We start from the raw sequence: 23,192 nt of genomic DNA on the forward strand, positions 1-23,192 counted from the left end.
GGTCGCACCTCATCGATGACTGCCCAGCCACGGTCCACGCGGCCTGAGCCGGATGGCGTGGCCATCCGGGTGAGCCGGGGCGCGGGTGGCGTGCTGCGCGGGATGAGGCGGGGACGAGCGCTGGGGCGGAGCGGAGCGCGGGCGGGAGCATGCGGGGCGTGCCGGTGGTGCCGGGGCGCCAGCGGTGTCGGCGTGCCAGCGGTGTCGGTGGCGGGCCGGTGCTGGCGGGCGTGCCGGTGGACCTCGGCTCGTCGGGCCGGCGTCAGCGGGTGGGGTCGGTGGCGGGCGAAGGACTAGTCAACGACGCGCAGGCGGGGCATGGCCGCGGGGTGGCGGGCCATGGCGCAGGGGCGGCAGCTGCACGTGCTCGGGCCGCCCCAGCCGTGGACGACCTCCTCGGGGACCTCGGCCGCGCCGACCGGCTCCAGACCGACCAGACGCAGCACGGGACGGGTGGCGCGCGAGGCCGGGGCACAGCCGTCAGCGAAGGTCTCCGCAGGCTGTGGCACCGCCTGGGTAATGCGGACGGGGGCGGTCGCGGTAGTCAGGGCCACTGGGGGCACGAGTCCTCCTCCGCGGGTGGCCGTCCTGGGGCCACCTCGCGGACCACAGCCTGTCGGGAATCGCGGTATCCGCGCCATGCTTCTTTGAGCCCGTTACCAGGTGGTACAGATGGCCTAGTCAAAGCTGGGCATAGTCGTCATACGACACCACCCTTGACAGCCATGGTGCTCCAGGGCCGGAACGGGAGAAACTTGCTCGGATGTCCTCCGCCAGCCCCTCCATGCCCGAGCGGGCGCGCCGCCGTCACGGCAGCGCTCACGTCGGGCGCGCCGCCCGGCGGCTCGAGAAGTCTCGGCCGTCCCGGTCACCCGCGGCGGATGCCGGCCTGTCCGCGGTGACCGCCGACGCCGCGCTGCGCGGTCCCGTCGCGTGGTTCCCCCGCGGTCGCGGCCTGCCGACCGAGGACTGGGCCGCCCGCCACGCGCTGATGTGCTGGGTTCTGGCCCTGCACCTGCCGGCCATCGTCGGGTACGCGCTGTGGCGCGACCACAGCCTCCCGCACGGGGTGCTGGCGGCGAGCCCGTCGGCGCTGCTGTTCGCGGCCGCGCTGGCCCCCGGCATGCGGCGGGTGCGCGCGCTGGCCGCGAGCCTCGGCCTGCTGTGCTGCTCGGTCGTCCTCGTGCACCTCTCCGACGGCCTGACCCCGATGTACTTCCACTTCTTCGTGGTGGTCGCGCTCATCGCGCTCTACGAGGACTGGACCGTCTACCTGCTGGCCATCGCCTTCGTCTTCCTCGCCAGCCTCGCGATCGGCGACATCATCACCGACGAGGCCGCCGCGCGGATGGACAACGCCCTGCTGCTGGCGGGGCTCCACGCGGGCTTCATCTTCGCGCTGGCCGGCGCGCAGATGGTCTTCTGGCACTACAACGAGCAGGCCCGGCGGCGGGTGGAGAACTACCGCCAGCAGCTCTACGAGGGCGAGCAGAGCCTCATGGCCCGGCTGGAGGAGACCGACCGCATCCGCAGCGACCTCGTCGCCACGGTCTCGCACGAGTTCCGGACGCCGCTGACGGGCATCCGGGGCACCCTGCTCACGATCAGGCGCCGTCGGGACCGCCTCTCCGACGCCCAGCTCGACGACATGCTCGACTCGGCCGTCACCTACTCGGATCGCCTGTCCAGACTGCTGGAGAACATGCTGACGGCCGCCACGGCCACCGGCACCGACGACACCACCGCCGCCGACCTGCCCGAGGTCGTGCGTGAGGTGATCGCGAGCCTGAACTACGCCGGCAGCAGCGTGACGGTCGACCTGCCGCCCCAGCTCCCGGTCCGGATGGCCCGCCAGGCCCTGCACCAGGTCGTGGCGAACCTGGTGGACAACGCGCTGGTGCACTCCTGGCCGGGCGCGCCGGTGCGGCTCATCGCGGGCCGGGTCGGCGACGAGGTGGTCCTGCGGGTCCGCAACCCGGGGCCGGACCTCGATCCGGCGACCATCCGCCAGCTCTTCGAACCGTTCACCCAGCGGGACGGAACGGCGACCCGGCAGACCGACGGCGCCGGCATGGGGCTCTACGTGGTGCGGCGGCTGGTGGAGGTGCACGGCGGCCGGCTGCGGATGTCCTCCGAGAACGGCGAGATCATCGTCGAGGTCGATCTGTGGGCGGCCTCCCCGACGGCGACCGCCGCCGGTACGGCCGAGCCGGCTCCGATGCCGGTGCCGATGCCGCTGCCGCGCAGCATGCGCAACCGGTCGGACCTCCCCGACCCGCCGGCGCTGCCCGCCGGCTCCGGGGCGCTGCTCGGGCCGCGGGGCGGCCCCGCCGCGCCCGGGCACAGCGCGGTCGCGCCCGCGCCGATCCCCGAGCCGGCCAACTTCCCCCGCCCCGCCCCGGCACCGCGCTCGGCGATGCCCCCGCACGCCGCGTCCCGGCCCGCGTCGTCCGCTCGGACCTGGGGTTCGAGGTCCTCGTCGTCATCCCTGCCCGCGGACTGGACGCCCTGACCCAGAGGCGCGAAACGACCCAGAGGCGCGACGGGCGAAACGACGTCGCCCGGCCCCGCCGGGTGACCCGCGAACCGGCCCTGCCGGGTGATCTGCGAACTGGTCCCGCCGGGTGACCTGGCCGGACGAAGCCGTGCCCATCCACCGTCTCCCAGCCTCCGGCCGCGGGGGGAGGGGCTGCGGGTGGGAGACGGGTGGTTACAGGGGAAGGCCCGAGCGTGGGTGACGCTCGGGCCTTCCGTCGGTGGCACCGGACCGGGGTCGCGTGCCCCGGTCGGAGTGAGGGCCGCGCTAGGCGGCCGCGCGGGTCGGGGGTGGGGCGGCGGGGGTCTGGCCGGCGGGGGCGCGGGGGCGTCCTTGCAGGTCGGCTCCAGCCAGACGCTGTCGCCCTTGTGCATCAGGGAGCCGGCGGCGGGGGTCGTGCGCGCGGCGTTGGCTCCGGCGCCGTACTGGCAGCCGCCGTTGCCGTCCAGGACACCCAGGCCGACGCCGGTCAGCGTGCCGCGGGCGGCGGCGAGGCTCTGGCCGGCCACGGCGGGGACCTCGACACAGTTCGTCGCCTGCACCGTGAGGGTCACCTTCGTGGTGACCGGGACGACGCTGCCCGCGTTCGGGGCCTGGTCGATCACGGTGCCGCCGTTCTTGCCCTTCTGACAGACCTCGGTGGTCGCCACGTTGGTGAAGCCCTTGCCCGACAGGGTGTTGGTCGCCGCCGCCTGGCTCTGGCCCTCCACGTTGGGGACGGTGCCGTCCTTGGGGGTGGCCGTGGCCGTGGCGGTGGCGGGCGGGGCCGAGGTCTGGCCGGGCTGGGTGGGGGTGGCCCCGGGGGCCACGCTCTGGCCGGGGCTCGGGGTGGTGCCCGGGCGGGGGCTCGCGCCCGCGGCGGTGCTGGTGGGGATCGTGGCCGGGTCCATCCCCGCGGGCATCGGGGCGCCGCCGGGCAGTGTGGCGGTCACCGACGGGTCGGTGATGACCTGGGCGCCGTTGTCCGCCGTCAGCGTGCCCTCACTGTCGCCGGCGGCGGCCAGGGCCCAGCCACCCGCGCCGGCGACCAGCGCGACCACCAGGCCGGCTCCGGCCGCTATGCGGCTGCGCCGGCGACGGTCGGCGGCGGTGCGCCCACCCGGTCCGCCCGACGAGCCGGAGCTGCCCGGGGCCGGCTGCTTGTTCGCCGGAATCGCGGAGATCACCGTGTTGCGGTCGGACGCCGAGCCCGTGGACCGGGCCGGGACGCGGACCGCCGGCCGGCCACCGGTGTCGTCGTCGCTCCAGTCGGCGCGGACGGGGGGCATCCCGGCGATCTGGGTGTGTTCGGCGTCGTTCCAGTCCGGACGGACGGGCGGCATGCCGGCGATCTGGGTGTGTTCGGCGTCGTTCCAGTCGCCGGCCGGGCCACCGACGCCCGCGCCCGCGACGCTGGTCGCCGCGATCGCGGCGCCGGCGCCGGCGAGGCGGCGGCCGGCGGTGGCCGGCTGGCGGCCACGCTCGTCGTCCGCCCAGTCGGCGGCGTTGCCGATCCGGGTCTGGGCCGCGTCGAAGGCGGCTTCCCGGTTCCCGGCCGCGTCGCGACGGGGGTCGGGGACGGCGCCGCGGCCGTCCCCTCGACCACGGCCGGACTCGCGCCCACGCTGATCCGTCGACCGGTCGTCGAACCCGCGGTCCCGCTCGTCGGAACGGCGGTCCTCCGGTCGGCGGTTGTCGAGGTCCAGCTGGTCGTCGGAGTCGAAGTCCGGGTCGTCGCGGTCGCGGTCGTTCCCGAGCGCCTCGATCAGGTCCTCCGCGGCGTCCGCGGCGGAGGGGGGCCGCTGGCGCGGCGACTTCGCGAGCATCGCGGACAGGACGTCCCAGAGGGCCGGCGGGACGCCCTGGATGGGCAGCGGCTGGTCCTCGCGGTGCGCCCGCACCATGTCGGCCGGGTGCGCCTCGTCGAACGGCGGACTGCCGGCGATGAGCTCGTAGAGGACGACCCCGGCGGCGTAGATGTCGACGGACGGCGTCGGCGGGGCGTCGGTCGTCAGCTCCGGCGCCATGTAGAGCGGGGTGCCGATCGGCCCGGTCAGCGAGGCCCGGGTGGGGGTGTGCACCATCCGCGCCACGCCGAAGTCGGTCAGCCGTACGTAGGGGCGACGGGGGTCCGAGGTGTCGATGAGGACGTTCTCGGGCTTGACGTCACGGTGGATGATCCCGGCCGCGTGCACGCTGTCCAGCGCCCAGAGGAGCCCGACGACGAGGTTGACCGCCTCGGTCACCGGCCGCGGCCCGCTCTGGTCGAGGTGGGCCCGGAGATCGATGCCCTCGACGAGGTCCATCACGATCGCCAGGGGCGTGTCGGGCTCTCTGATCAGGTCACGAACCCGCACCAGGTCAGGGCTGTCGAGTTCGACGAGCAGGTCCCACTCACGCAGGAACCGGTCGACGATCTCGGGGTCGTGAGCGAGCTCCGGCCGAAGTACCTTGATGGCGACGGGCTCTCCGTCGGGGACGTGGGCCCCGCGCCAGACCTGGCCGGCCGTTCCCTGCCCGAGCAATTCGTGCAGGACGTACCGTGCACCCAGTTTGCGCACTGCGCCTTTCCCCCTTTGTGTGCCGTCCGGGAGCGGACGACGCGAGCCTGTGACGCTGCCGCGGCGGGGGCTGCGGAAGCCTGAGGACTCCGGTGAACCCTCTCGCCCACCAGTGGCGAGAGCCCGTTGACGTAAAGTCCGCCCGGGCCACCGGATCGACGCACAGCGACCGACGCCCCCCTGTCCGGTCGGCGTCCCACGGGCTGGCGGGCTGACCGGACTGCGTCATCACTGCATGTGCGCAGAAACCGCGCCGCTTGTGCGCAGAAGCTGCTCAGTACGTCGATCCTGCTCTGTTGACAACACCAGAGGCTACGATGCCGGGCTCTCCCTGGATGCGTCGGGGTGCCGGCGGGGCGGGTTGGTGCGGGAGCATTGTGTTTCCGGACATCGGATATAGGCGTTCACGGTGGAGCGGCGGTGGTTTTCGTCGCGCCCGGTGGGGTTCTCGCCGCATTCGTCGTGACCTGGGACACGATTCCCGATTCAGGGGTGGGGATTCGGTCCGCGCCCGCCGGGGCCCGCGGGCCGGACAGCTCCCGGGCCGCGGCGACCACCGCGGTACCGTGCCGCCGGCCCGGTGACCGGGTCAGCCGTTCGACCGGGCCGGACAGCGACACCGCGGCGACCACGCCGGCCGCGTCGTACACCGGGGCCGACACCGAGGCCAGGCCCGGCTCGCGCTCGCCGAGACTCTCCGCCCAGCCACGCCGGCGCACCTTCGTCAGGATGTCCGCCGCGAACGCCGCGCGTGCCAGCAGCTCGGGCTCGGCTGCGTCGCCGAAGGCGAGCAGGACCTGCGCGCCGGAGCCCGCGGTCATCGGCAGGGCCGCGCCGACGGGCACGGTGTCGCGCAGCCCGGTGGACCGCTCGGAGGCGGCGACGCAGACCCGGACCGGCCCGCGTCGGACGTAGAGCTGGGTGCTCTCGCCGGTGGCGTCGCGCAGGGCGGTGAGTACCCGGCCGGCCGCGTCGAGCATCTCCCACGGCAGGGTCGCCGGGCCGGCGGCGGCCAGCCGTGGGCCGGGCACGAACCGGCCGTCGCCGTCGCGGGCGAGCAGGCGGTGGGTCTCCAGGGCCAGCGCGAGCCGATGGGCCGTCGCTCTGGTCAGGCCGGTGCGGGCGACCAGGTCGGCGAGCCCGGCCGGCCCGTGCTCGACGGCGCTCAGCACCAGGGCGGCCTTGTCCAGCACCCCGACGCCGCTACTATGTTCCATAGTTTGATACTGCCATCTCAACTTATGGGATGCACGCACGAAATCCGAGCCACGAAGCCCGAGCAGCGTGGGCCCCGCCCACGCGAGAGAGGGAGTGGGGCCAATGGGGCGCACACTCGCGGAGAAGGTCTGGGACGCGCACGTCGTCCGCCGTGCGGACGGAGAGCCCGACCTGCTCTACATCGATCTGCACCTCGTCCACGAGGTCACCTCGCCGCAGGCGTTCGAGGCGCTGCGGCTCGCCGGGCGCCCGGTCCGTCGTCCCGACCTGACGTTGGCGACCGAGGACCACAACGTCCCGACGAGCGACACGCTGGTGCCGATCGCCGACCCGGTCTCGCGGGCGCAGGTCGAGGCGCTGCGCAAGAACTGCGCCGACTTCGGGGTCCGCCTGTTCCCGATGAACGACCCGGGGCAGGGCATCGTCCACGTGGTCGGCCCGCAGCTCGGCCTGTCCGAGCCGGGCATGACGATCGTCTGCGGCGACAGCCACACCTCGACGCACGGCGCCTTCGGCGCGCTCGCCTTCGGCATCGGCACCAGCCAGGTCGAGCACGTGCTGGCCACCCAGACACTGCCGCAGCGCCGCCCGAAGACGATGGCGGTCACCGTCCAGGGCGAGCTGCCCGCCGGGGTCACCGCGAAGGACCTGATCCTCGCCGTGATCGCCAGGATCGGCACGGGCGGCGGCGCCGGCTACGTCATCGAGTACCGCGGCGACGCCGTCCGTGGGCTGTCCATGGAAGGCCGGATGACGGTCTGCAACATGTCGATCGAGGCGGGTGCGCGCGCCGGGATGATCGCCCCGGACGAGACCACGTTCGAGTACCTGAAGGGACGTCCCAACGCCCCGACCGGGGCCGACTGGGATGCCGCGGTCGAGTACTGGCGGACCCTGGCCACCGATCCCGACGCCACGTTCGACCACGAGGTCGTCATCGACGCGCCCAGCCTGAGCCCGTACGTCACCTGGGGGACCAACCCGGGCCAGGCGGCACCGCTGAGCTCGCCCGTGCCGGACCCGGCCGCCTACGCCGACCCGGCCGCGCGCGGCTCGGTGGAGCGCGCCCTGGCCTACATGGACCTCGTGCCGGGCACCCCGCTGACCGACGTCACGGTGGACACCGTCTTCATCGGCTCCTGCACCAACGGCCGGATCTCCGACCTGCGTGCCGCCGCCGACGTGCTGCGCGGGCGCCAGGTGGCGGACGGCCTGCGGGTCCTGATCGTCCCCGGCTCGATGGCGGTCAAGGCGGAGGCGGAGGCGGAGGGCCTCGACGAGGTGTTCCGCGCCGCGGGCGCCGACTGGCGCAGCGCCGGCTGCTCGATGTGCCTGGGCATGAACCCGGACACCCTGCGGCCGGGGGAGCGCAGCGCGTCGACGTCCAACCGCAACTTCGAGGGCCGGCAGGGGCCCGGCGGGCGGACCCACCTCGTCTCACCGGCGGTCGCCGCCGCCACCGCGGTGACCGGCCGCCTCACGGCGCCCGCCGACCTGTAGCTCCCGCCCCTGTAGCCCCCGGCTCCGCAGCCTCTGGCTCCGCAGCCCCTGAAACCCTCTCTCCACCGGACTCGAAGGGAACGTGCCGTCATGGAGGCGTTCACCATCCACACCGGTCGGGCGGTGCCGCTGCGGCGCAGCGACGTCGACACCGACCAGATCATCCCGAGCGAATGGCTCAAGCGCATCGAGCGGACGGGCTTCGGCGCCGGGCTGTTCTCCGAATGGCGGACGGACCCGTCGTTCGTGCTGAACGACCCGGCCCACGCCGGTGCGTCGATCCTGCTCGCCGGCCCGGACTTCGGCACCGGCTCGTCCCGGGAGCACGCGGTCTGGGCGTTGCAGGACTACGGCTTCCGCGCGGTGCTCTCGCCCCGCTTCGCCGACATCTTCCGCGGCAACGCGCTGGGCAACGGCCTGCTCCCGGTGGTGCTGCCGGCCGACACGGTCGAGGCGCTGACCGCGGCGGTGGAGGCCGACCCGACCACGGAGATCACCGTCGACCTGGTGGCCCGGGAGGTCCGCGGCGCCGGTCGGGTCGCGGGCTTCGAGCTCGACGACTTCACCCGCTGGCGGCTGATGGAGGGCCTGGACGACGTCGGCCTGACGCTGCGCCACGAGCAGGACATCACCGTGTTCGAGACCAGCCGGCCCGGCTGGCTGCCGACCACGGCCTGAGCCCGGCGGGCCGCGTCACCTGAGGATTCTCCCCGGGCCGAGCTGGGACGTCCCCGCTCGGCCCGGGATTTCCAGCCCACCGACGGGCTCCGGGGCCGCCCTCGCGGATGTTGCGTTGATCACGTTCCGACCCCTTGCGGCGCCCCAGGTGGTGGGTGGTCCGCGCACCCCCGACCGGTCCGCCGCCCGGTGTCCGTCGCAACGCTGAGGGTGATCTCACATCCGCACGGGGTAGTTCCGTGGTGTGTTGCTGTGAGGGCCTTCTCGGGTCGGCGTCTGCCGGCTACCAATTCGTGACTTTCGGCTTGAATTCGCCCCCGCAAAAAGTTACTTAAGGTGAGCAAGCTGCAGGATGTGGCGGGCTCGGAGGACAGTGCGCAACCTGTAGCCACCCGGCGCGAACCCGCTGACGTGCGGGTTTGTGTGACGCGACACGCTCATGGGAATTGCCCTCGACAGTGGAGATGCCTACGGTGCAGCGCAGTGTGATGCCCGATCTGCTCCCCACCCCGCACCGTGCGGGGGCGTCCGGAGGTTGTTGTGAACAAGTCCCAGTTGGTTGACCGCATCGCCCAGCAGATCGAGGGTGGGCGGGCGAACGCCACCAAGGCGGTCGACGCGGTGTTCGACGCGATCCAGGAGGCCGTGGCCGGCGGCGAGAAGGTCACGATCACCGGGTTCGGTGTGTTCGAGCGGGTGGAGCGCGCCGCGCGCACCGGCCGCAACCCCGCGACCGGCGAGCCCGTGCACGTCGCCGCGTCCGTGGTGCCGAAGTTCCGGCCCGGCTCGGAGTTCAAGGCCAGCGTCTCGGCCAGCAGCGACTGAGCGGCTGACGGCCGTGCCCTCGCGCGGCCGCGCTCCGGAGCGAGCGTGGACACCCACGACGCTCCGGGGCGTGGCCGCGGCGGACGCGGTGGCGCTAGCGACGGCCGCGCTCGTACGCCTGGGCCATCAGGTCCGCCTGGTAGTCCGAGAGCCGCTCGTCGTCCGCCGAGGTCGTCCGCCGCTCCCAGCGGCCGTCGGCGGCCAGGGTCCAGGCCTCCACCTGGTCGGAGAACGCGTGGTCGAGCATGCCTCGCACCGTGGCCTGCCGCTCGGTGTGCGGGACCCGCACCAGTGCCTCGATCCGACGGTCCAGGTTGCGGTGCATCATGTCGGCGCTGCCGATCCAGAACTCGCCGACCGAGGCGAACTCCAGGACCCGGCTGTGCTCCAGGAACCGCCCGAGGATCGACCGGACGTGCACCGTCTCGGACAGCCCCGGCACCCCCGGCCGCAGCGCGCAGATGCCGCGTACCAGGCAGTGCACCGGCACCCCGTCGATGGACGCCCGGTAGAGCGCGTCGATGATCTTCTCGTCCACCAGGCTGTTGACCTTGATCCGGATGCCGCACTCGCGGCCCTCCCGGGCGGCCGCGGCCTCGGCCTCGATCCGCTGGATGATGCCGTCCCGCATGTGCTGCGGGGCGACCAGCAGCGAGCGGTACTCGGTCTGCCGGCTGTAGCCGGTCAGCACGTTGAACAGGTCGGTCAGGTCGGCGCCGACGTCCGGGTCGGCGGTGAGCAGGCCCAGGTCCTCGTAGAGCCGCGCGGTCTTGGGGTTGTAGTTGCCGGTGCCGACATGGCAGTAGCGGCGCAGCCCACCCCGTTCCTGCCGGACGACGAGGCAGATCTTGCAGTGGGTCTTGAGCCCGATCAGCCCGTAGACGACATGGCAGCCCGCGCGCTCCAGCTCGCGCGCCCAGCGGATGTTCGCGCTCTCGTCGAACCGGGCCTTGATCTCCACCAGGACGACGACCTGCTTGCCGGCCTCGGCCGCGGCGACGAGCGCGTCGACGATCGGTGAGTCGCCGGAGGTCCGGTAGAGCGTCTGCTTGATCGCCAGGACGTTCGGGTCGGCCGCGGCCTGCTCGATGAACCGCTGCACCGAGGTCGTGAACGAGTCGTACGGGTGGTGGACGAGGACGTCCACCTCGCGCAGCACGCCGAAGAAGTCCGGCGGCTCGCCCTCGTCGGTGAGCAGCCGCGGATGGGTGATCGGCACCCGCGGCGGGTCCTTCAGTTCCGGCCGGTCGAGGTCGTAGAGGGCCCAGAGCACCGACATGTCGAGCGGCCCGTGGACCCGGTGGACCTCACGGTCGCTGATCTCCAACTCGCGCATCAGCAGGCTGAGCAGGTCGTCGTCGATGTCGTCGTCGACCTCGAGGCGGACCGCCGGGCCGAACCGGCGCCGGGCCAGCTCGCGCTCCAGCGCCTGCAGCAGGTCCTCCGCCTCGTCCTCCTCGACCTCCAGGTCGGCGTTGCGGGTGACCCGGAACAGGTGCGAGTCGACGACCTCCATCCCGGGGAAGAGCTGTCCGAGATGAGCGGCGATGACCTCCTCGAGCGGGACGAAGCAGGCGGTGGTGTCGTCCGGGATGGGCCGGGGCGCGGACTCCGCGCCGGGCCGGTCGCCGGCCGGCTCGTCGATGTCCACCCGGATCAGCCGCGGGACGTTCTGCGGCACCTTGACCCGGGCGAAGCGCTGCGTGTCGCCCCCGGGCTCGCGCACCGCCACGGCCAGGTTCAGCGACAGGCCGCTGATGTAGGGGAACGGGTGCGCCGGGTCGACGGCGAGCGGGGTGAGGACCGGGAAGATCTGCTCGTGGAAGTAGTCCCGCAGCCGCTCCCGCTGCGGCTCGTCGAGCTGGTGCCACAGCTGGATCGTGATGCCGGCGTGCGCGAGCGAGGGCGCGACCTCGTCGGTGAAGCAGCGCGAGTGGCGGGCGGTGAGCTCGGCGGTGGTGCGGCTGATCAGGTCGAGCTGCTCGCGGGCGGTCAGCCCGTCGGCCGAACGGACGGCCAGCCTGGTGGCGTGCCGGCGCATCAGGCCCGCCACCCGCACCATGTAGAACTCGTCGAGATTGCTCGCGAAGATGGCCAGGAACTTCGCCCGTTCCAGCAATGGGGTCGAGACGTCCTCGGCGAGCGCGAGGACACGGGAGTTGAAATCGAGCCAGGACTTCTCGCGGTTGATGTAACGGTCCGGCGGGAGGTCCGAAGGGGCTGGCGTGCGGGGCGCCTCGAGGGGCTCCAGCAGCGCGCTCCGGGCCTTCCGCTGCGGCTGATCCGGACGGGTCGCCACCAGCTCGCTCATGCTTGTCCATGCTGCCAGGACTCGGTGAACGCGGCAGCCGCGAAGTACGACGATGTGAGGTAATCATGAGGATTGGTTGTGTCGTCCGGGCTGCTGAGATGTCCTGTGCTGGTGCCGTTCGGTGACAGTCGTGCCGCGGTGCGGCTTCTGTTAACGGATGAGAAACAGAGCAGAGTGACGATCGGTGGCGTGGTGGAGACTCCTGGGGCACCCGGCGCCGGGCCGGGGCCCGCCGCGGACGCGTTCGCCGTGCCGTTCGCCGTGCCGTTCGCCGTGTCCGACGCCGCGCCCGACGTCGCGGGCGCGCGGCGGGTCACCTACCGGGTGAGCCAGCGCTTCCGGTACACCTACGACGGCCGGGCGACGAACCTCGACCACCGGCTCGTCGCGGTACCCCCGCCGCGGCACGGCGGCCAGTTCCGCCGTTCCGTCGACCTGCGGGTCTCCGCCCCGGGGGCGCGCACGACCTGGCAGCGCGGGCCGGACGGCCTCCAGGTCGCCAACATCCGGATCGACGTCGTGCCGCCGACGCTGGACTTCGACGTCACCGTCGTGGTCGAGCGGATCGCCCGGGCCGGGTGGCCGGCGCTGCCGGCGTCCGCGCTGAGCAGCCGCCGCCTGCTCACCGCCACCGCCCTCACCGCCCCCACCCCGGAGATGGTCGACGCGGCGCGCTCGCTGGCCGGACCCGACCCGGTCGCCACGGCCCGCCGGGTGTGCGGCTGGGTCCACGAGCGCATCGCCTACGTCTCGGGCAGCACCGACGTCGCGACGACCGCCGCGCAGGCGCTCGCCGGTGGGCGCGGCGTCTGCCAGGACCAGGCCCACGTGATGATCGCGATGTGCCGGGCGGCCGGCATCCCCGCGCGGTACGCGCAGGGGCACATGCTGGGTGAGGGCGCGTCGCACGCCTGGGTCGAGGTGCTGGTGCCCGCGGCCCTCGCCCCGCCGGTCGCCGTCGTGGACGCGCCCGCGGGGGCGGACACGCTCGCGGAGGCGGTCGATCCGGCGCTGGCCGAGGCGTTCACCCCCGGCGGTGTCGGCGCGGCCGCGGTCGCCTTCGACCCCTGCCACAACCGGCTCGCCGACCTGAGGTACGTCACGGTGGCGGTCGGCCGCGACTACCAGGACGTCGCCCCGACCTCGGGCCGTTATGTCGGCGCGGGCCGCGGCGTCCTCGTCGCCACCGCCCGGGTCGACGTCGTCTAGCGCCGGTGCCCGGTGCCCGGTGCCCGGTGCGCGGTGCGCGGTGCGCGAGGGGCGATGGGCGAGGGGCGATCTCGGTGTTCCGCGGCGCGCCGCGGCGCCGGAGCGTGGTCGCTCGTCCGGTTTGGCCGGCCGGGACGCCTCGGGCTGACGCCGTAGGGTGCCCGACGCGCCGCGCGCACCACAGGTGGACACTCTTTGTGTTTGCCTGATCACAAGATACGGTGACCCGAGGGGCTCTCCGACGAGCTGGTCTCTCGGCGTCGATTGATCGACCACGCACGAGTCGTCCTGGTTCGCGGGAGTTCCCGACGAGCGTGCCGCGGCCTGCGCCGCGGTCAGTGACCCCTCGCGAGTGGCCGGGCCCCAGGGGCCCTGGTCACCCACGACGCACCGTCGTCCGCGATGCACCGTCATCCGCGAATGCCGTCATCACCCTCGGTCGCCACCGGCTGACCTCACGGACGTCGGTGCGCAGAGAACCGGCCCACGTGCCGGTGCGGCGGACCACCGGACCACTGGGGAGGAGGGTGGGCGTGCCTCTACTGCTCGACGGCGTCGGGATCGCGGCGGGTCTCGCCGCGGCCGCCGGCTGCGTGTGGACGGGCCGCCGGCTCGGGAGGGCGCACGGCAGATGGCTGATCTGGGTCGCCGCGGCGCTGGTGGCGTGGACGGCCAGCCAGTCGGCGTGGGTCGTCGACGGGCGTGAGGGTCAGCGGCCCCGCCGGCCGTCCCCGGCGGATGTCGGCTACCTGGCGATGCCCGTCCTGGCGCTCGCGGCGCTCGCCGCGACCCCGACCGCGCGGGCGCGCCGGCCGGTGAGCCAGCCGGATCTGCCGCCCCTGCCGGCGGGCACACCGATCGCGGGCGGTCCAAGAGACCCGGGCGGCTCCGGTGGTTCCGGTGGTTCCGGTGGTTCCGGCGGGTTCGGTGCTTCGGGTGGCTTCGGCGGGTTCGGCCGGGCCCGCCGGTCGCGGGCGAAGCGTACCGGTGACGGTGTCGCGGGCCTGGTGGACCGGCTGCTGCTCGCCTGCTCGGTGATTCTCGTGGGCTGGGGTCTCGGGGTGCGCCCCGCGCTCGCCGCCGCCGGCCCGGACGGGTGGAGCCGTGCCGTGGCGGTCGTCTATCCCGCCGGGGCGGTGCTGCTCGTCGTCGCCGCGCTGCACGCCACGGCGGTCCGGCGGCCGCCGGACCGGGTCCGGGTTCTCGCGGCCGCGGTGGGCCTGTTCCTGATCGTCGCCTCGACCTCGTGGCTGCGCGGGCCGACCGACGCCGCGGCCTTCCCGGCGGTGGTCGGGGTCGTACCGATCGCCGGTTGCGGGTTCGTCCTGCTCGCCGTGCTGCGCGCGGCCGGCGGCGTCCGGATCGGGACGGCGGGCTTCGGGCGCCCGGGGGTCGCGTATCTCGCGGGGCCCACGCCTGCCGCGCGCCTCGGCCATGCCGCGGGCCTCGGCCACGCCGTCGGTTTCGGGCATGCCGTGTTGACACGTGCCGGGACCGGGACCGACGGCGGTCGTGGGGTCGCCGGGGCCGCCGGGGCCGACGTCGGCGAGGCCGGTGAGGCCGGCGACGGGTCCGAGCGTTGGGGCTTCCTCGTGGTGCCCACGCTGGTGGCCGGCTGCGCGACGGCCACGGTGCTGGCCGGCCTCGCCGGCGGCCACCACCTCGACGGCGTGGAGGTCGGGCTGGCCGCGGTGGTCGTCGCCGGAATGGTGGCCGACCGTCTGGTGGCGGCCCGCGCGGGCCGCCGGCTCGCCCAGCGGGTCCATGCCGCCGAACGGGAGATCCATCACCGGGTCTTCCACGATCCGCTCACCGAGCTGGCGAACCGGGCGCTGTTCCAGCACCGGCTGCGCGGTGCCCTGACCGACCGGTGGCGTTCCGGCGACGACCGGCCCGTCGACGACATCGCCATCCTGTACTGCGATCTTGACGACTTCAGTGTGCTCAACGACAGCCTCGGCCCGGCGGCCGGTGACCATCTGCTGCGCACCGTCGCCCAGCGGCTGCGGCACTGCGTGCGCACCACCGACCTGGTCGCCCGGGTCGGCGCGGACGAGTTCGCGGTGCTGCTGGCCGGCGGTGACGAGTCGCCCGAGGTGGTCGGCGAGCGGGTGCTGGCGGCGCTGCGCCACCCGATGGCGGTCGGCGGGCGGCCGCGCTCCATCCGGGCCAGTGTCGGGCTGGCCGTCGCCCGCCGCACCCACGAGACCGGGGAGTCGCTGCTGCGGCACGCCGAGACGGCCGTCCACGTGGCCAAGCGCTCGGGCAAGAACCGGCTGGTGACCTACCGGCCCGGGATGGCCTCGCCGGAGGCCGGCGCGCACCTGGCCGACGCCCTGGCCACCGCGCTGCGCCGCGGCGGGCGCTCGGCGGGCTTCGACGTCCACTACCAGCCGATCGTGCGGCTGCGCGACGGGCTCCCGGTCGCGCTGGAGGCCCTCGCGCGCTGGACCGACCCCGGGCGCGGGCCCGTCCCGCCCGGCATGTTCGTCGCCGCCGCCGAGAACGGGGGGATGGTCGGCCTGCTCGACGACCTGGTGCTGACCCGGGCGTGCACCGAGGTCGCGCTGGCCTATCCGGCCGGCTCGCGGCTGCGGCTGCACGTGAACGTCTCGGCCAGCCGGATCACCGACACCAGGCTGCGCGACAGCGTCGCCCGGGTGCTCGCCGCGAGCCGGCTCGATCCCCGCCGGCTCGTCGTGGAGGTCACCGAGACCAGCCGGATCGCGGACCTCACCGCCGCGGCCGACGTGCTCTCGGGAGTGCGGGACCTGGGGGTGGCGATCGCGCTGGACGACGTCGGCGCCGGCAACACGAGCCTGGCCGTCCTGCACCGACTGCCGGTGGACGTCGTCAAGCTGGACCGCACGCTCATCGAGTTCCCGATGGACGGCAGCCGGGTCTCGAACCTGCGTCGATCGATGATCGACGTCGCCCACGCGCTAGGGGCGGTCGTTGTCGCCGAGGGCATCGAGCGGGAGTCGCAGCTGGAGGAGCTGGACCGCCTCGGCTGCGAGCTCGGCCAGGGGTTCCTCTTCGCGCGTCCCGGACCGCTGGCCGGCCTGCCGCCCATCGGCCGTGGTCCCGGCAGTCGTCTCGGTGGTCTCCGTGGTGGTTCCGCGGGCGGCGAGGACGGCTACGGCTACGGCAGGGGGGAAGGCGGGGGCCAGCAGTGGTGAGGCGCGGCCCCGCGGTGCCCGGAGCTCCGGCGGCGGGGCGGGATGAGCCCGAACACGGTGGCCGCCGAGCCGGAGCCGGCGCGGTTGACGGCGCCACCCGCCAGCACCCAGGCCCCGGTGGGCGGGAGAGCCTCCAGGTTCGCCAGGTTCTCCAGGGAGACGCGGTGCTCTCGGTAGAGCGCTCGGGAGACCGCGAACGTGTCGTCCGAGCCGGGGTCGGGGCCGAAGGTGTCCGACCCCAGGGCACCCCGCCGCCCGAGCCGGCCGGTCCCGATCAGCCAGCGCACGGCGGCCAGCCCGAAGCCGGGCTGGTGGATGCCGCCGTGCCGGTCCAGGTTCGGGTAGGCGGGCGTGCCCCAGCGGTGGTCCCACCCCGTCCACGCGATCACGGCGGCGCCGGCGGGGATGCGCCCGTGCCGGCGCTCGAACGCGGCCAGGTCGGCCAGGCTGACCTGGTAGTCGGGATTCTCGGCCGCCGCGGCGCGGACGTCGATCCGCACCGCGGGCAGGAACAGGTCCGCCGGGCGCAGCTCGTCGGCCAGCGCGCCCGCGGGGTCGAAGTGGCCGGGCGCGCCCCAGTGGGTGCCGGTGTGCTCGCCGCGGCACACCAGCTGGAGGTAGTAGCCGTCCCGCTCGATGGTCGCCGCGGTGGTCAAAGTGAACTCGGGGTCGCCGGGGAACACCGGCGTCGTCGCCGGGTCGTGCACGTGCGCCAGGCTGACGACGGTCACCGCACCGAGGCCGCCGTCCCGCGCCCCGCCCGCATGGCCGGCGCGGGCGCCGGCGCGGGTCGTGCGGGCCCAGCGGGGGCGGTGGGGGCGGCTCATCCGCGCCCGCGCCCGCGCCCGCTCACGCCGCGCTGCGCGGGGACGGATCGGCCGCGAGCGCCCGGGCGGTGGCCGGGCCCAGCCCGAGGGCGCGGGCCGCGGTGAGATCGGCGACGGTGTCGACGTCCCGGCGCAGCCCGGGGACCGTGTCGGCGAGCCGGGCGGTGAGGTCGACGGCCCCCGAGTCCAGGTGCGCCTGGAAGCTGCCGGGACCGAACGAGGGGCACAGCGGGGACCCGGGGGCGGCGCTGAGCAGCACCGTGCCGGTGCCCACCGCGTCCGCCAGCACCCCCCGCCCGGACGGCGGCGCGGCCGCCAGCGCCTGGCGCAGCTCGGCCGGGCGCAGCGCGGGCAGGTCGGCGGACACCGCGGCGACGGCGCACCCCGGGTGGATCCGGCGGGCGAGCGCGGCGCCGTGCGCGAGCGCCGGGTTGAGCCCGCGGCCCGGCTCGTCGGCGGCCACCAGCAGCCGGCCCGACTGCCCGACGACGGCCGCGCCGGCGAGGACCGCCGAACGGGACTGCGCGAGCTCGGTGAGGGCACGGCGCGCGCGGTGGTCGTCGGTGACGACGACGAGGCGCACCACGCCCCCGCCTACGTCGAGCACGGCCCCGGCGGTGTCCAGCGCCATGGCCAGCGCGAGCGCACCGCGGTCGGGGCGGTCGAGCCGCGACTTCGCGACGGTCAGCGGTTTCAGCGGTACCAGGACGACCCAGGACGGGGCGGTCTCGGTGGTCGGCACAGCGCCGACGATAGGACATCGGACCCGTCGCGGGCGGCCCGCGCGGCGTCCGGGACCCGCCGGCGGGGCACCGGGCGCCGGACCCGCCGGAGGTGCCCCGATCCGCCCGTCAGGGCACGAACTCGACAGTCTTCCCGAGGCTGAGCAAGACTTCGACGCTATGGGACGACCATGGCGGGGCGGGTTCTGGATCGCGCTCGCCGCGGCCGTCATCCGTCCGCTGTCCTTCCTGCTGACCCGTCGGCGCTGGTCGGGGCAGGGGAACATCCCCGCCGCGGGGGGCGTCATCCTGGTCGCCAACCACCTCTCGACGGTGGACCCGCCCCTGCTCGCGCACTATGTGTACGCCGCCGGGCGCAATCCCCGGTTCATGGCGACGAGCGATCTGTGGCAGGTTCCGATCCTGCGGCGTGTGCTGGCGGGCGCCGGGCAGATCCCGGTCCACCGCCGGGATCCCAGCGCGGGTGGCGCGCTGCGGGACGCGGTCGCGGCGCTGCGCGCGGGGCGCGCACTGGTCATCTACCCGGAGGGCGGCATCACCACCGATCCCGACTACTGGCCGGCGCGCGCCCGCACGGGCGTGGCCCGGCTGGCGCTGGCGACGGGCGCGCCGGTGATCCCGGTCGCCCAGTGGGGCGCGCAGCGCGTATGGGGGCGCGACCGGCGCCCGCACCTGCTCACCCGCCCGGAGATCCACGTCCGCGCGGGCCGGCCCGTCGACCTGAGCCGCTTCGCCGTCCGGCCCGGTGTGGCCGGCACCGCCGACCCGTCCGACGCGCGGCTGCTGCGCGAGGTGACCGACGCGGTGATGGCCGAACTCACCGCGCTGGTGGAGCTGGTCCGGGGCGAGCCGGCGCCACCGCGGGCGCCGGGCGGTTCCGCGCAACCGGTTCCGGGGATTCCCGATCAGCCGGCGGCGGCGTCGCCCGCGGCGAGCCCGTCCGTCGACCCGGACGCGCCCGTCGACCCGGACGCGCCGCGGGCCGGGAGCGCGCGGTGAGGCACGCGGCGGTGCTCACCGCCGGCTCCTGGGGGACGGTCTTCGCCAAGGTGCTGGCCGACGCGGGCGCGCACGTCACGCTGCTCGCCCGCGACCAGGCCATCGCGGACGCGATCAACGGCCGGCACGTCAACCCGCGCTACCTGGCGGACGTCCGCCTGCCGGACCTGGTGCGCGCCACCTCGAGCCCGCGGCGGGCGCTGCGCGAGGCCGACCTGGTGGTGCTCGCCGTCCCGTCGCAGGCACTGCGCTCCTGCCTCGTCGAATGGGCGCCGCTGGTGCGGCCGGGCGCCGTGTACGTGAGCCTGATGAAGGGCATGGAGGCCGGCAGCAGCCGGCGGATGAGCGAGGTGATCGCGCAGGCCGCCGGGGTCGGCCCGGAGCGCATCGCGGTGGTCAGCGGCCCGAACCTGGCCCGCGAGATCGCCGTCGAGCATCCCGCGGCCACCGTCGTCGCCAGCGACTGCGCGGCCACGGCGAACGCCGTCCAGGCCGCCTGCTGGACGCCCTACCTGCGGCCCTACACGAACGCGGACGTCCTGGGCTGTGAGCTCGGCGGGGCGGTGAAGAACGTGATCGCGCTCGCCGCCGGGATGCTGGAGGGCATGGGCTTCGGCACCAACAGCCTCGCCTCGCTGATCACCCGCGGCCTGGCCGAGACCGCGCGGCTCGGCACGGCGCTCGGCGCCGACCCGATGACGTTCGCCGGGCTGGCCGGCCTCGGGGATCTGGTGGCCACCTGCGGATCACCGCTGTCGCGGAACCGGAGCTTCGGCGAGAAGCTCGGCCGCGGCATGACCCTCGACCAGGTGCTCGCCGAGCAGCGCCAGGTGGCCGAGGGGGTGCGCTCCTGCCGGCCGCTGCTGGCGCTGGCCGACGGGCTCGGGGTCTCCATGCCGATCACCCGCCAGGTGGAGCGGGTGCTGTACGAGGGGCTGCCGCCGCTGGAGGCGGTCAAGGACCTGATGAGCCGCGAGCCCGGCCCGGAGTACCACCTCTGACGCGGCGCCGTCCGCAACGGCGCCCGCGCCGGTGTGAGAGCCGGTACTGGCGCCGGCGGCGGAAATCCGGTGGACGTCACGTCATCACGCTGTCACGATGCGACACATTATGGGGATTTTCGAGGACGTCCCAACACCCGTGCCGCCGCCGCCCCCGGGGCCCGTGCGCGCTCCGTGGCTGGCCCCGCCGGATCATCAGCTCGGCGGGGTCGTCCCGGTGCCGCCGTCGATCGGGGCGACCGGGGACACCGCTGTCTCCCTCGGTGGCGTCGTCGCCTACCCGAGCGGTGTGGAGATCACGCTGGAGGTCCGGCTGCGGCCGGGGACGGCCGGCGGCGTCGACCCGCGGCTGTCCGTCGCCTGGGCGCGGGAGGCGCACCGGATGGTCCGGTTCGGCGTCGTGCTCCCCGGCGGGGCCCGGGCGGTCGCGGCCGATCCGTCCGTGCCGCTCACGGCCCGTCTCGAGGCCGCCCTGGGCACCGCCGACCCGTCGGACGGCCCGCTGCTGACCGTCGTGGACTCCGCGGGCTCGGGAGAGGGCTGGGCGGTCCCCGTTCCCTTCCAGCCGTTCCCTTCCCCGCAACCACCGGAGTTCGGATACGGGCCCGGCGCCGCGTACCGAACGCTCACGGCCCAGTTCGTCGGCGAGCGTCAGGCGCCGGCCGTGCACCGGTTGCGGTACTGGCTGTGGCCGCTGCCGCCGGTCGGGCCGCTCACGCTGGTCGTCGACTTCCCCGCGCGCGGACTGGCCGAGTCGAGCGTCACCGTGGACGGCTCCGCGCTGCGCGCGGCGGCCGGGCGGGCCGTGCCGCTGTGGCCCGCGGGGGACGGGCTCGACGCGCCCGACACGCCGGCGGCGGGCGTCCCGGCGGATGTCCCGGCCGAGGCCGAGCGGGTACGGGCGGCCTTCCGGCGCGCCTTCACCGGCGGGCAGGGCGACGGCCACGCCCTGGGCGCCGTCGAGGGCGGAGCGGGGCTGAGGGAGATCCTGGACCGGGTGCGGGAGCGGTTCCCGCGGCAGATCGCGGGCGCCCGGGTGCTGGTCGGCGAGCCCGTCTTCACCGATCCCGGGCACGCCCGGGTGCTGTTCGAGGTCCTGGTGCCGACGGCCTCGCTGGGCGGGGTCGCCGTCGGCGCCGCGGTGCTCGTCGCCGGTGACTGGAAGGTGACCACGCGGACCTACACCGGGGTGCTCGCCCGGTCCGGGATCGGCGTGCCCACCGGCTGACCGGCCCGGCCCGGCCCGGTCAGCCGGGTTGTCGACGGGCCGGACGGTCCGGGCCGACCGGCCCGTCGGCCGGGTTGTCGGGTTGGTCGCCGTTCCGGTGGTCGGGTGGTCACCGCACGGATGCGACTCCCGCCAGCCGGGCCGGTGTGGCCCGCCCGTAGGATCACGGCTCGTGGCTGGGCTGCTGGGGCTTACGTCCCTGGTTCGAGGCTTGTCTGGTTCGCCGGTGCCCCGGGCGGTGGGTCGATGACCGAGGCCGACCGGGCGCGCCTTGCCGCCGTCCTGCCGGGCTACTCGCTCGGTGATCCGGTGGGGGAGGGGGCGTCCGGCCTGGTGCTGGCCGGGTGGCACCGCGACATGCAGCGGGACGTCGCGGTCAAGGTGATGACGCGCGGCTACGGCCGGGCGGATGACGGGTTCGCCGCCGAGGCGCGCATCGTCGCCGGCTTCGACCACCCGCACGTCATCCGCGTCTACGACTACGTCGAGCGGGACGGGCTGCGCGTCCTGGTCATGGAGATGCTCGCCGGCGGCACGCTGACCCGGCGCCGCGCCGGGATGAGCCCGCCGGCGGCCTGCGCGGCCGGTCTCGCGGTGGCCTCGGCGCTGGCCTACGTGCACGACCGCGGCGTGCTGCACCGCGACATCAAGCCCGACAACATCCTGTTCGACGCCTCCGGGCAGCTCAAGGTGGCCGACTTCGGGATCGCGAAGATCGTCGACAGGGGAACCCGGGCGCGAGCACGGTGATCGGAACCCCCCGCTACATGGCGCCCGAGCAGCTCGCGGGCGGTCGGCTGCTGCCCGCCAGCGACCTCTACTCCCTGGGAGTCGTGCTCTACGAGCTGCTGTCCGGCGCGGAGGCGTTCGGCCCGCCGACGTTAGACCCGCCGACGTTCGGCCGGCCGGTCGGCGGGTTCGGCCCACGGCAGGTCGCGACGCCGGTGGCGGACATCGCCGGCCCGGTCGCGGCGGTCGTCGCGAGCACGCTGGCCCGTGACCCGCAGGCGCGCCCGGAATCGGCGAAGGCGTTCGCGTTCGCCCTGGCCCGGGCCGCCGCGACCGCGTACGGACCGGACTGGCTGGACCGCTGCGGCCTGCCGCTGCACCTCGACGCGGACGTCCGCGCCGAGGCCACCCGCCGGGCGCCGACCGGTGCCGGGCCACGGCCCTGGCCCCCGGCCCCGGTACGGCCGGCACCGGCCCACGCCTCCTTACAGACCCACGCGCCGGTACCGGCACCCGCCCCGACACCCGTCGCGGGCGCGGCCCCGGCCGTGGCCGCCGCGCCGACCCTGAGCCCGGCGGCCCCGGCCCCGGTGGTCGGTAACCCGACCGCGCGGGGCTCGGGCGGGCGTCCGGGAGGCCGTTTCGGCCTCGGCTGGCGGGCGGCGCCGCGCCCGGCCGGGCCGCCGCTGGTGGGCCACGACGGCTGGGTCCTGTCGGCGGACTTCTCCCCGGACGGGACGATCATGGCCACCAGCGCCAGGGACGGCGCGGTGCTGCTGTGGGACCTCACCGAGCCGGCCGCTCCCCGGTCGATCGGGCGTCTGCCGGACGGCCCGGACGACGGGGTGACGTCGGTCGTGTTCTCGCCCGACGGACGTACCCTCGCCGGCACCAGCTGGGACGGATCGCTGCGGCTGTGGGACGTCACCCGGCCCGACGCCGCCCAGCTGCTGGGCGCGCCGCTGCCGGCTCACGCGGGGCCCGCGCGTTCGGCGGCGTTCGCCACCGACGGCCGGATGCTCGCCACCGGAAGCGACGACCGGTCGGTCCGGCTGTGGGACATGACCGAGCGCGGCGCGCCCCGCCCGCTCGGTGGGCCGGTGACCGGTGCGACCTCGTTCGTGACCTCGGTGGCCTTCGCCCCGGATGACCACCTGCTGGTCGCCGCCGGCTACGACCGGCAGGTGCTGCTCTGGGACGTCACGAACCGGCGTGCGCCGCGCCGGCTGGCGCGTACCGTCGCGGGGCCCACGTCCGCGCTCGTGGCCGCCTTCGCGCCGGACGGGCGGACCCTCGCGACCGGCGGTGTCGACGGTGTGATCCGGCTGTGGGACGTCACCGTCCCGGACCGCCCGACCATGCTGGGCCGTCCGCTGACGGGGCACGAGAACCGGGTCTGGTCGCTCGCTTTCGCCCCCGACGGCCGCACCCTGGCCAGCGGCGGCTTCGACAACCTGGTGCGGTTGTGGGACACAGCCGACCGGACCCGCCCGCGGCAGCGTGGCCGGCCGCTGGTCGGCCACGCTGACTGGGTGATGTCGGTTCGGTTCGCCCCGCGGGGCCGGATCCTGGTCAGCACGGGCAAGGACCAGACCGTCCGGTTGTGGTCCCTGCCGTGACCCGGCCGCCGGCCCGGTAGGCCCGGTAGGCGCGGTCAGCCAGCCGGGCC

Annotated in this window: 16 protein-coding genes and 1 pseudogene; 11 read left to right on the top strand and 6 right to left on the bottom strand. The window is 75.0% G+C overall.

What is annotated here, in order from left to right; translation table 11 throughout:
• Positions 1–293: 293 nt before the first annotated feature.
• Positions 294–509 (bottom strand): hypothetical protein, encoded by a 216-nt coding sequence (locus B056_RS44730; protein WP_230203169.1) that lies wholly within the window; start codon positions 507–509, stop codon positions 294–296.
• 254 nt (positions 510–763) lie between these two features.
• Between B056_RS44730 and B056_RS0124625 the strand changes: the two genes are divergently transcribed.
• The gene (locus B056_RS0124625; protein ID WP_026240104.1) at positions 764–2,512 is read left to right on the top strand and encodes a sensor histidine kinase; all 1,749 of its coding nucleotides are present in this window, start codon (positions 764–766) and stop codon (positions 2,510–2,512) included.
• A gap of 575 nt (positions 2,513–3,087) precedes the next feature.
• Here B056_RS0124625 and B056_RS41010 read toward each other — a convergent pair.
• Positions 3,088–5,076, bottom strand: a pseudogene (locus B056_RS41010) (serine/threonine protein kinase); the annotation flags it as partial.
• Between the two features lie 404 nt (positions 5,077–5,480).
• Complete coding sequence (locus tag B056_RS37855) at positions 5,481–6,293, bottom strand: IclR family transcriptional regulator (RefSeq protein WP_035752680.1); 813 nt, start codon at positions 6,291–6,293, stop codon at positions 5,481–5,483.
• Between the two features lie 103 nt (positions 6,294–6,396).
• Here B056_RS37855 and leuC point away from each other — a divergent pair, with 103 nt between their 5' ends.
• The 3 genes from leuC to B056_RS0124665 all read left to right on the top strand — a co-directional run bounded on the left by leuC (position 6,397) and on the right by B056_RS0124665 (position 9,297).
• Positions 6,397–7,794 carry a 3-isopropylmalate dehydratase large subunit gene (gene leuC, locus B056_RS0124655; protein WP_018504523.1) on the top strand — a complete coding sequence of 466 codons (1,398 nt, stop codon included), beginning with the start codon at positions 6,397–6,399 and terminating at the stop codon, positions 7,792–7,794.
• 90 nt (positions 7,795–7,884) lie between these two features.
• On the top strand, positions 7,885–8,472 hold the full coding sequence (gene leuD / locus B056_RS0124660) for a 3-isopropylmalate dehydratase small subunit (RefSeq protein ID WP_018504524.1): 588 nt from the start codon (positions 7,885–7,887) through the stop codon (positions 8,470–8,472).
• 540 nt (positions 8,473–9,012) lie between these two features.
• Positions 9,013–9,297 carry an HU family DNA-binding protein gene (locus B056_RS0124665; RefSeq protein ID WP_018504525.1) on the top strand — a complete coding sequence of 95 codons (285 nt, stop codon included), beginning with the start codon at positions 9,013–9,015 and terminating at the stop codon, positions 9,295–9,297.
• 94 nt (positions 9,298–9,391) lie between these two features.
• On the opposite strand, the gene B056_RS0124670 is transcribed toward B056_RS0124665, so the two are convergent.
• Entirely contained in the window at positions 9,392–11,608 is a 2,217-nt protein-coding gene (locus tag B056_RS0124670) for an RNA degradosome polyphosphate kinase (protein ID WP_018504526.1), read from the bottom strand.
• 192 nt (positions 11,609–11,800) lie between these two features.
• Here B056_RS0124670 and B056_RS0124675 point away from each other — a divergent pair, with 192 nt between their 5' ends.
• Together B056_RS0124675 and B056_RS0124680 are read left to right on the top strand one after the other, a co-directional pair.
• Positions 11,801–12,817: a transglutaminase family protein gene (locus B056_RS0124675; protein WP_407672421.1), complete on the top strand. Its 1,017-nt coding sequence runs from the start codon at positions 11,801–11,803 to the stop codon at positions 12,815–12,817.
• Between the two features lie 533 nt (positions 12,818–13,350).
• Positions 13,351–15,996 (top strand): putative bifunctional diguanylate cyclase/phosphodiesterase, encoded by a 2,646-nt coding sequence (locus B056_RS0124680; RefSeq protein WP_018504528.1) that lies wholly within the window; start codon positions 13,351–13,353, stop codon positions 15,994–15,996.
• Here B056_RS0124680 and B056_RS0124685 read toward each other — a convergent pair.
• Both B056_RS0124685 and cofC read right to left on the bottom strand, forming a co-directional pair.
• Positions 15,960–16,823, bottom strand: a complete 864-nt coding sequence (locus B056_RS0124685; RefSeq protein ID WP_018504529.1) for a cyclase family protein — start codon at positions 16,821–16,823, stop codon at positions 15,960–15,962. The genes B056_RS0124680 and B056_RS0124685 overlap by 37 nt on opposite strands.
• A gap of 22 nt (positions 16,824–16,845) precedes the next feature.
• Positions 16,846–17,565, bottom strand: a complete 720-nt coding sequence (cofC, locus tag B056_RS0124690; protein WP_018504530.1) for a 2-phospho-L-lactate guanylyltransferase — start codon at positions 17,563–17,565, stop codon at positions 16,846–16,848.
• A 160-nt stretch (positions 17,566–17,725) separates the two neighbouring features.
• Here cofC and B056_RS0124695 point away from each other — a divergent pair, with 160 nt between their 5' ends.
• The 5 genes from B056_RS0124695 (at position 17,726) to B056_RS37860 (ending at position 23,142) form a co-directional block, all read left to right on the top strand.
• Entirely contained in the window at positions 17,726–18,565 is an 840-nt protein-coding gene (locus B056_RS0124695; RefSeq protein ID WP_018504531.1) for a lysophospholipid acyltransferase family protein, read from the top strand.
• A complete protein-coding gene (locus tag B056_RS0124700) occupies positions 18,562–19,566 on the top strand; it encodes an NAD(P)H-dependent glycerol-3-phosphate dehydrogenase (RefSeq protein ID WP_018504532.1) in 1,005 nt (334 codons plus the stop codon). Before B056_RS0124695 ends, B056_RS0124700 begins: the two co-directional genes overlap by 4 nt.
• 97 nt (positions 19,567–19,663) lie before the next feature.
• Positions 19,664–20,794 carry a hypothetical protein gene (locus tag B056_RS0124705; RefSeq protein WP_154677226.1) on the top strand — a complete coding sequence of 377 codons (1,131 nt, stop codon included), beginning with the start codon at positions 19,664–19,666 and terminating at the stop codon, positions 20,792–20,794.
• A gap of 246 nt (positions 20,795–21,040) precedes the next feature.
• Positions 21,041–21,544, top strand: a complete 504-nt coding sequence (locus tag B056_RS45495) for a serine/threonine-protein kinase (RefSeq protein WP_268258391.1) — start codon at positions 21,041–21,043, stop codon at positions 21,542–21,544.
• Complete coding sequence (locus B056_RS37860; RefSeq protein WP_268258392.1) at positions 21,541–23,142, top strand: protein kinase family protein; 1,602 nt, start codon at positions 21,541–21,543, stop codon at positions 23,140–23,142. Before B056_RS45495 ends, B056_RS37860 begins: the two co-directional genes overlap by 4 nt.
• Positions 23,143–23,192 lie beyond the last annotated feature (50 nt).

Source organism: Parafrankia discariae, from assembly GCF_000373365.1.
Taxonomy (GTDB): Bacteria; Actinomycetota; Actinomycetes; order Frankiales; family Frankiaceae; genus Parafrankia; species Parafrankia discariae.

What these genes read in the sequence shown, in the direction of transcription:
- B056_RS0124625 (WP_026240104.1), top strand. Translation starts at nt 764, where the DNA reads ATGTCCTCCGCCAGCCCCTCCATGCCCGAGCGGGCGCGCCGCCGTCAC.
- B056_RS37855 (WP_035752680.1), bottom strand. Translation starts at nt 6,293, where the DNA reads ATGGAACATAGTAGCGGCGTCGGGGTGCTGGACAAGGCCGCCCTGGTG.
- leuC (WP_018504523.1), top strand. Translation starts at nt 6,397, where the DNA reads ATGGGGCGCACACTCGCGGAGAAGGTCTGGGACGCGCACGTCGTCCGC.
- leuD (WP_018504524.1), top strand. Translation starts at nt 7,885, where the DNA reads ATGGAGGCGTTCACCATCCACACCGGTCGGGCGGTGCCGCTGCGGCGC.
- B056_RS0124670 (WP_018504526.1), bottom strand. Translation starts at nt 11,608, where the DNA reads ATGAGCGAGCTGGTGGCGACCCGTCCGGATCAGCCGCAGCGGAAGGCC.
- B056_RS0124685 (WP_018504529.1), bottom strand. Translation starts at nt 16,823, where the DNA reads ATGAGCCGCCCCCACCGCCCCCGCTGGGCCCGCACGACCCGCGCCGGC.
- B056_RS0124695 (WP_018504531.1), top strand. Translation starts at nt 17,726, where the DNA reads ATGGGACGACCATGGCGGGGCGGGTTCTGGATCGCGCTCGCCGCGGCC.
- B056_RS0124705 (WP_154677226.1), top strand. Translation starts at nt 19,664, where the DNA reads ATGCGACACATTATGGGGATTTTCGAGGACGTCCCAACACCCGTGCCG.
- B056_RS45495 (WP_268258391.1), top strand. Translation starts at nt 21,041, where the DNA reads ATGACCGAGGCCGACCGGGCGCGCCTTGCCGCCGTCCTGCCGGGCTAC.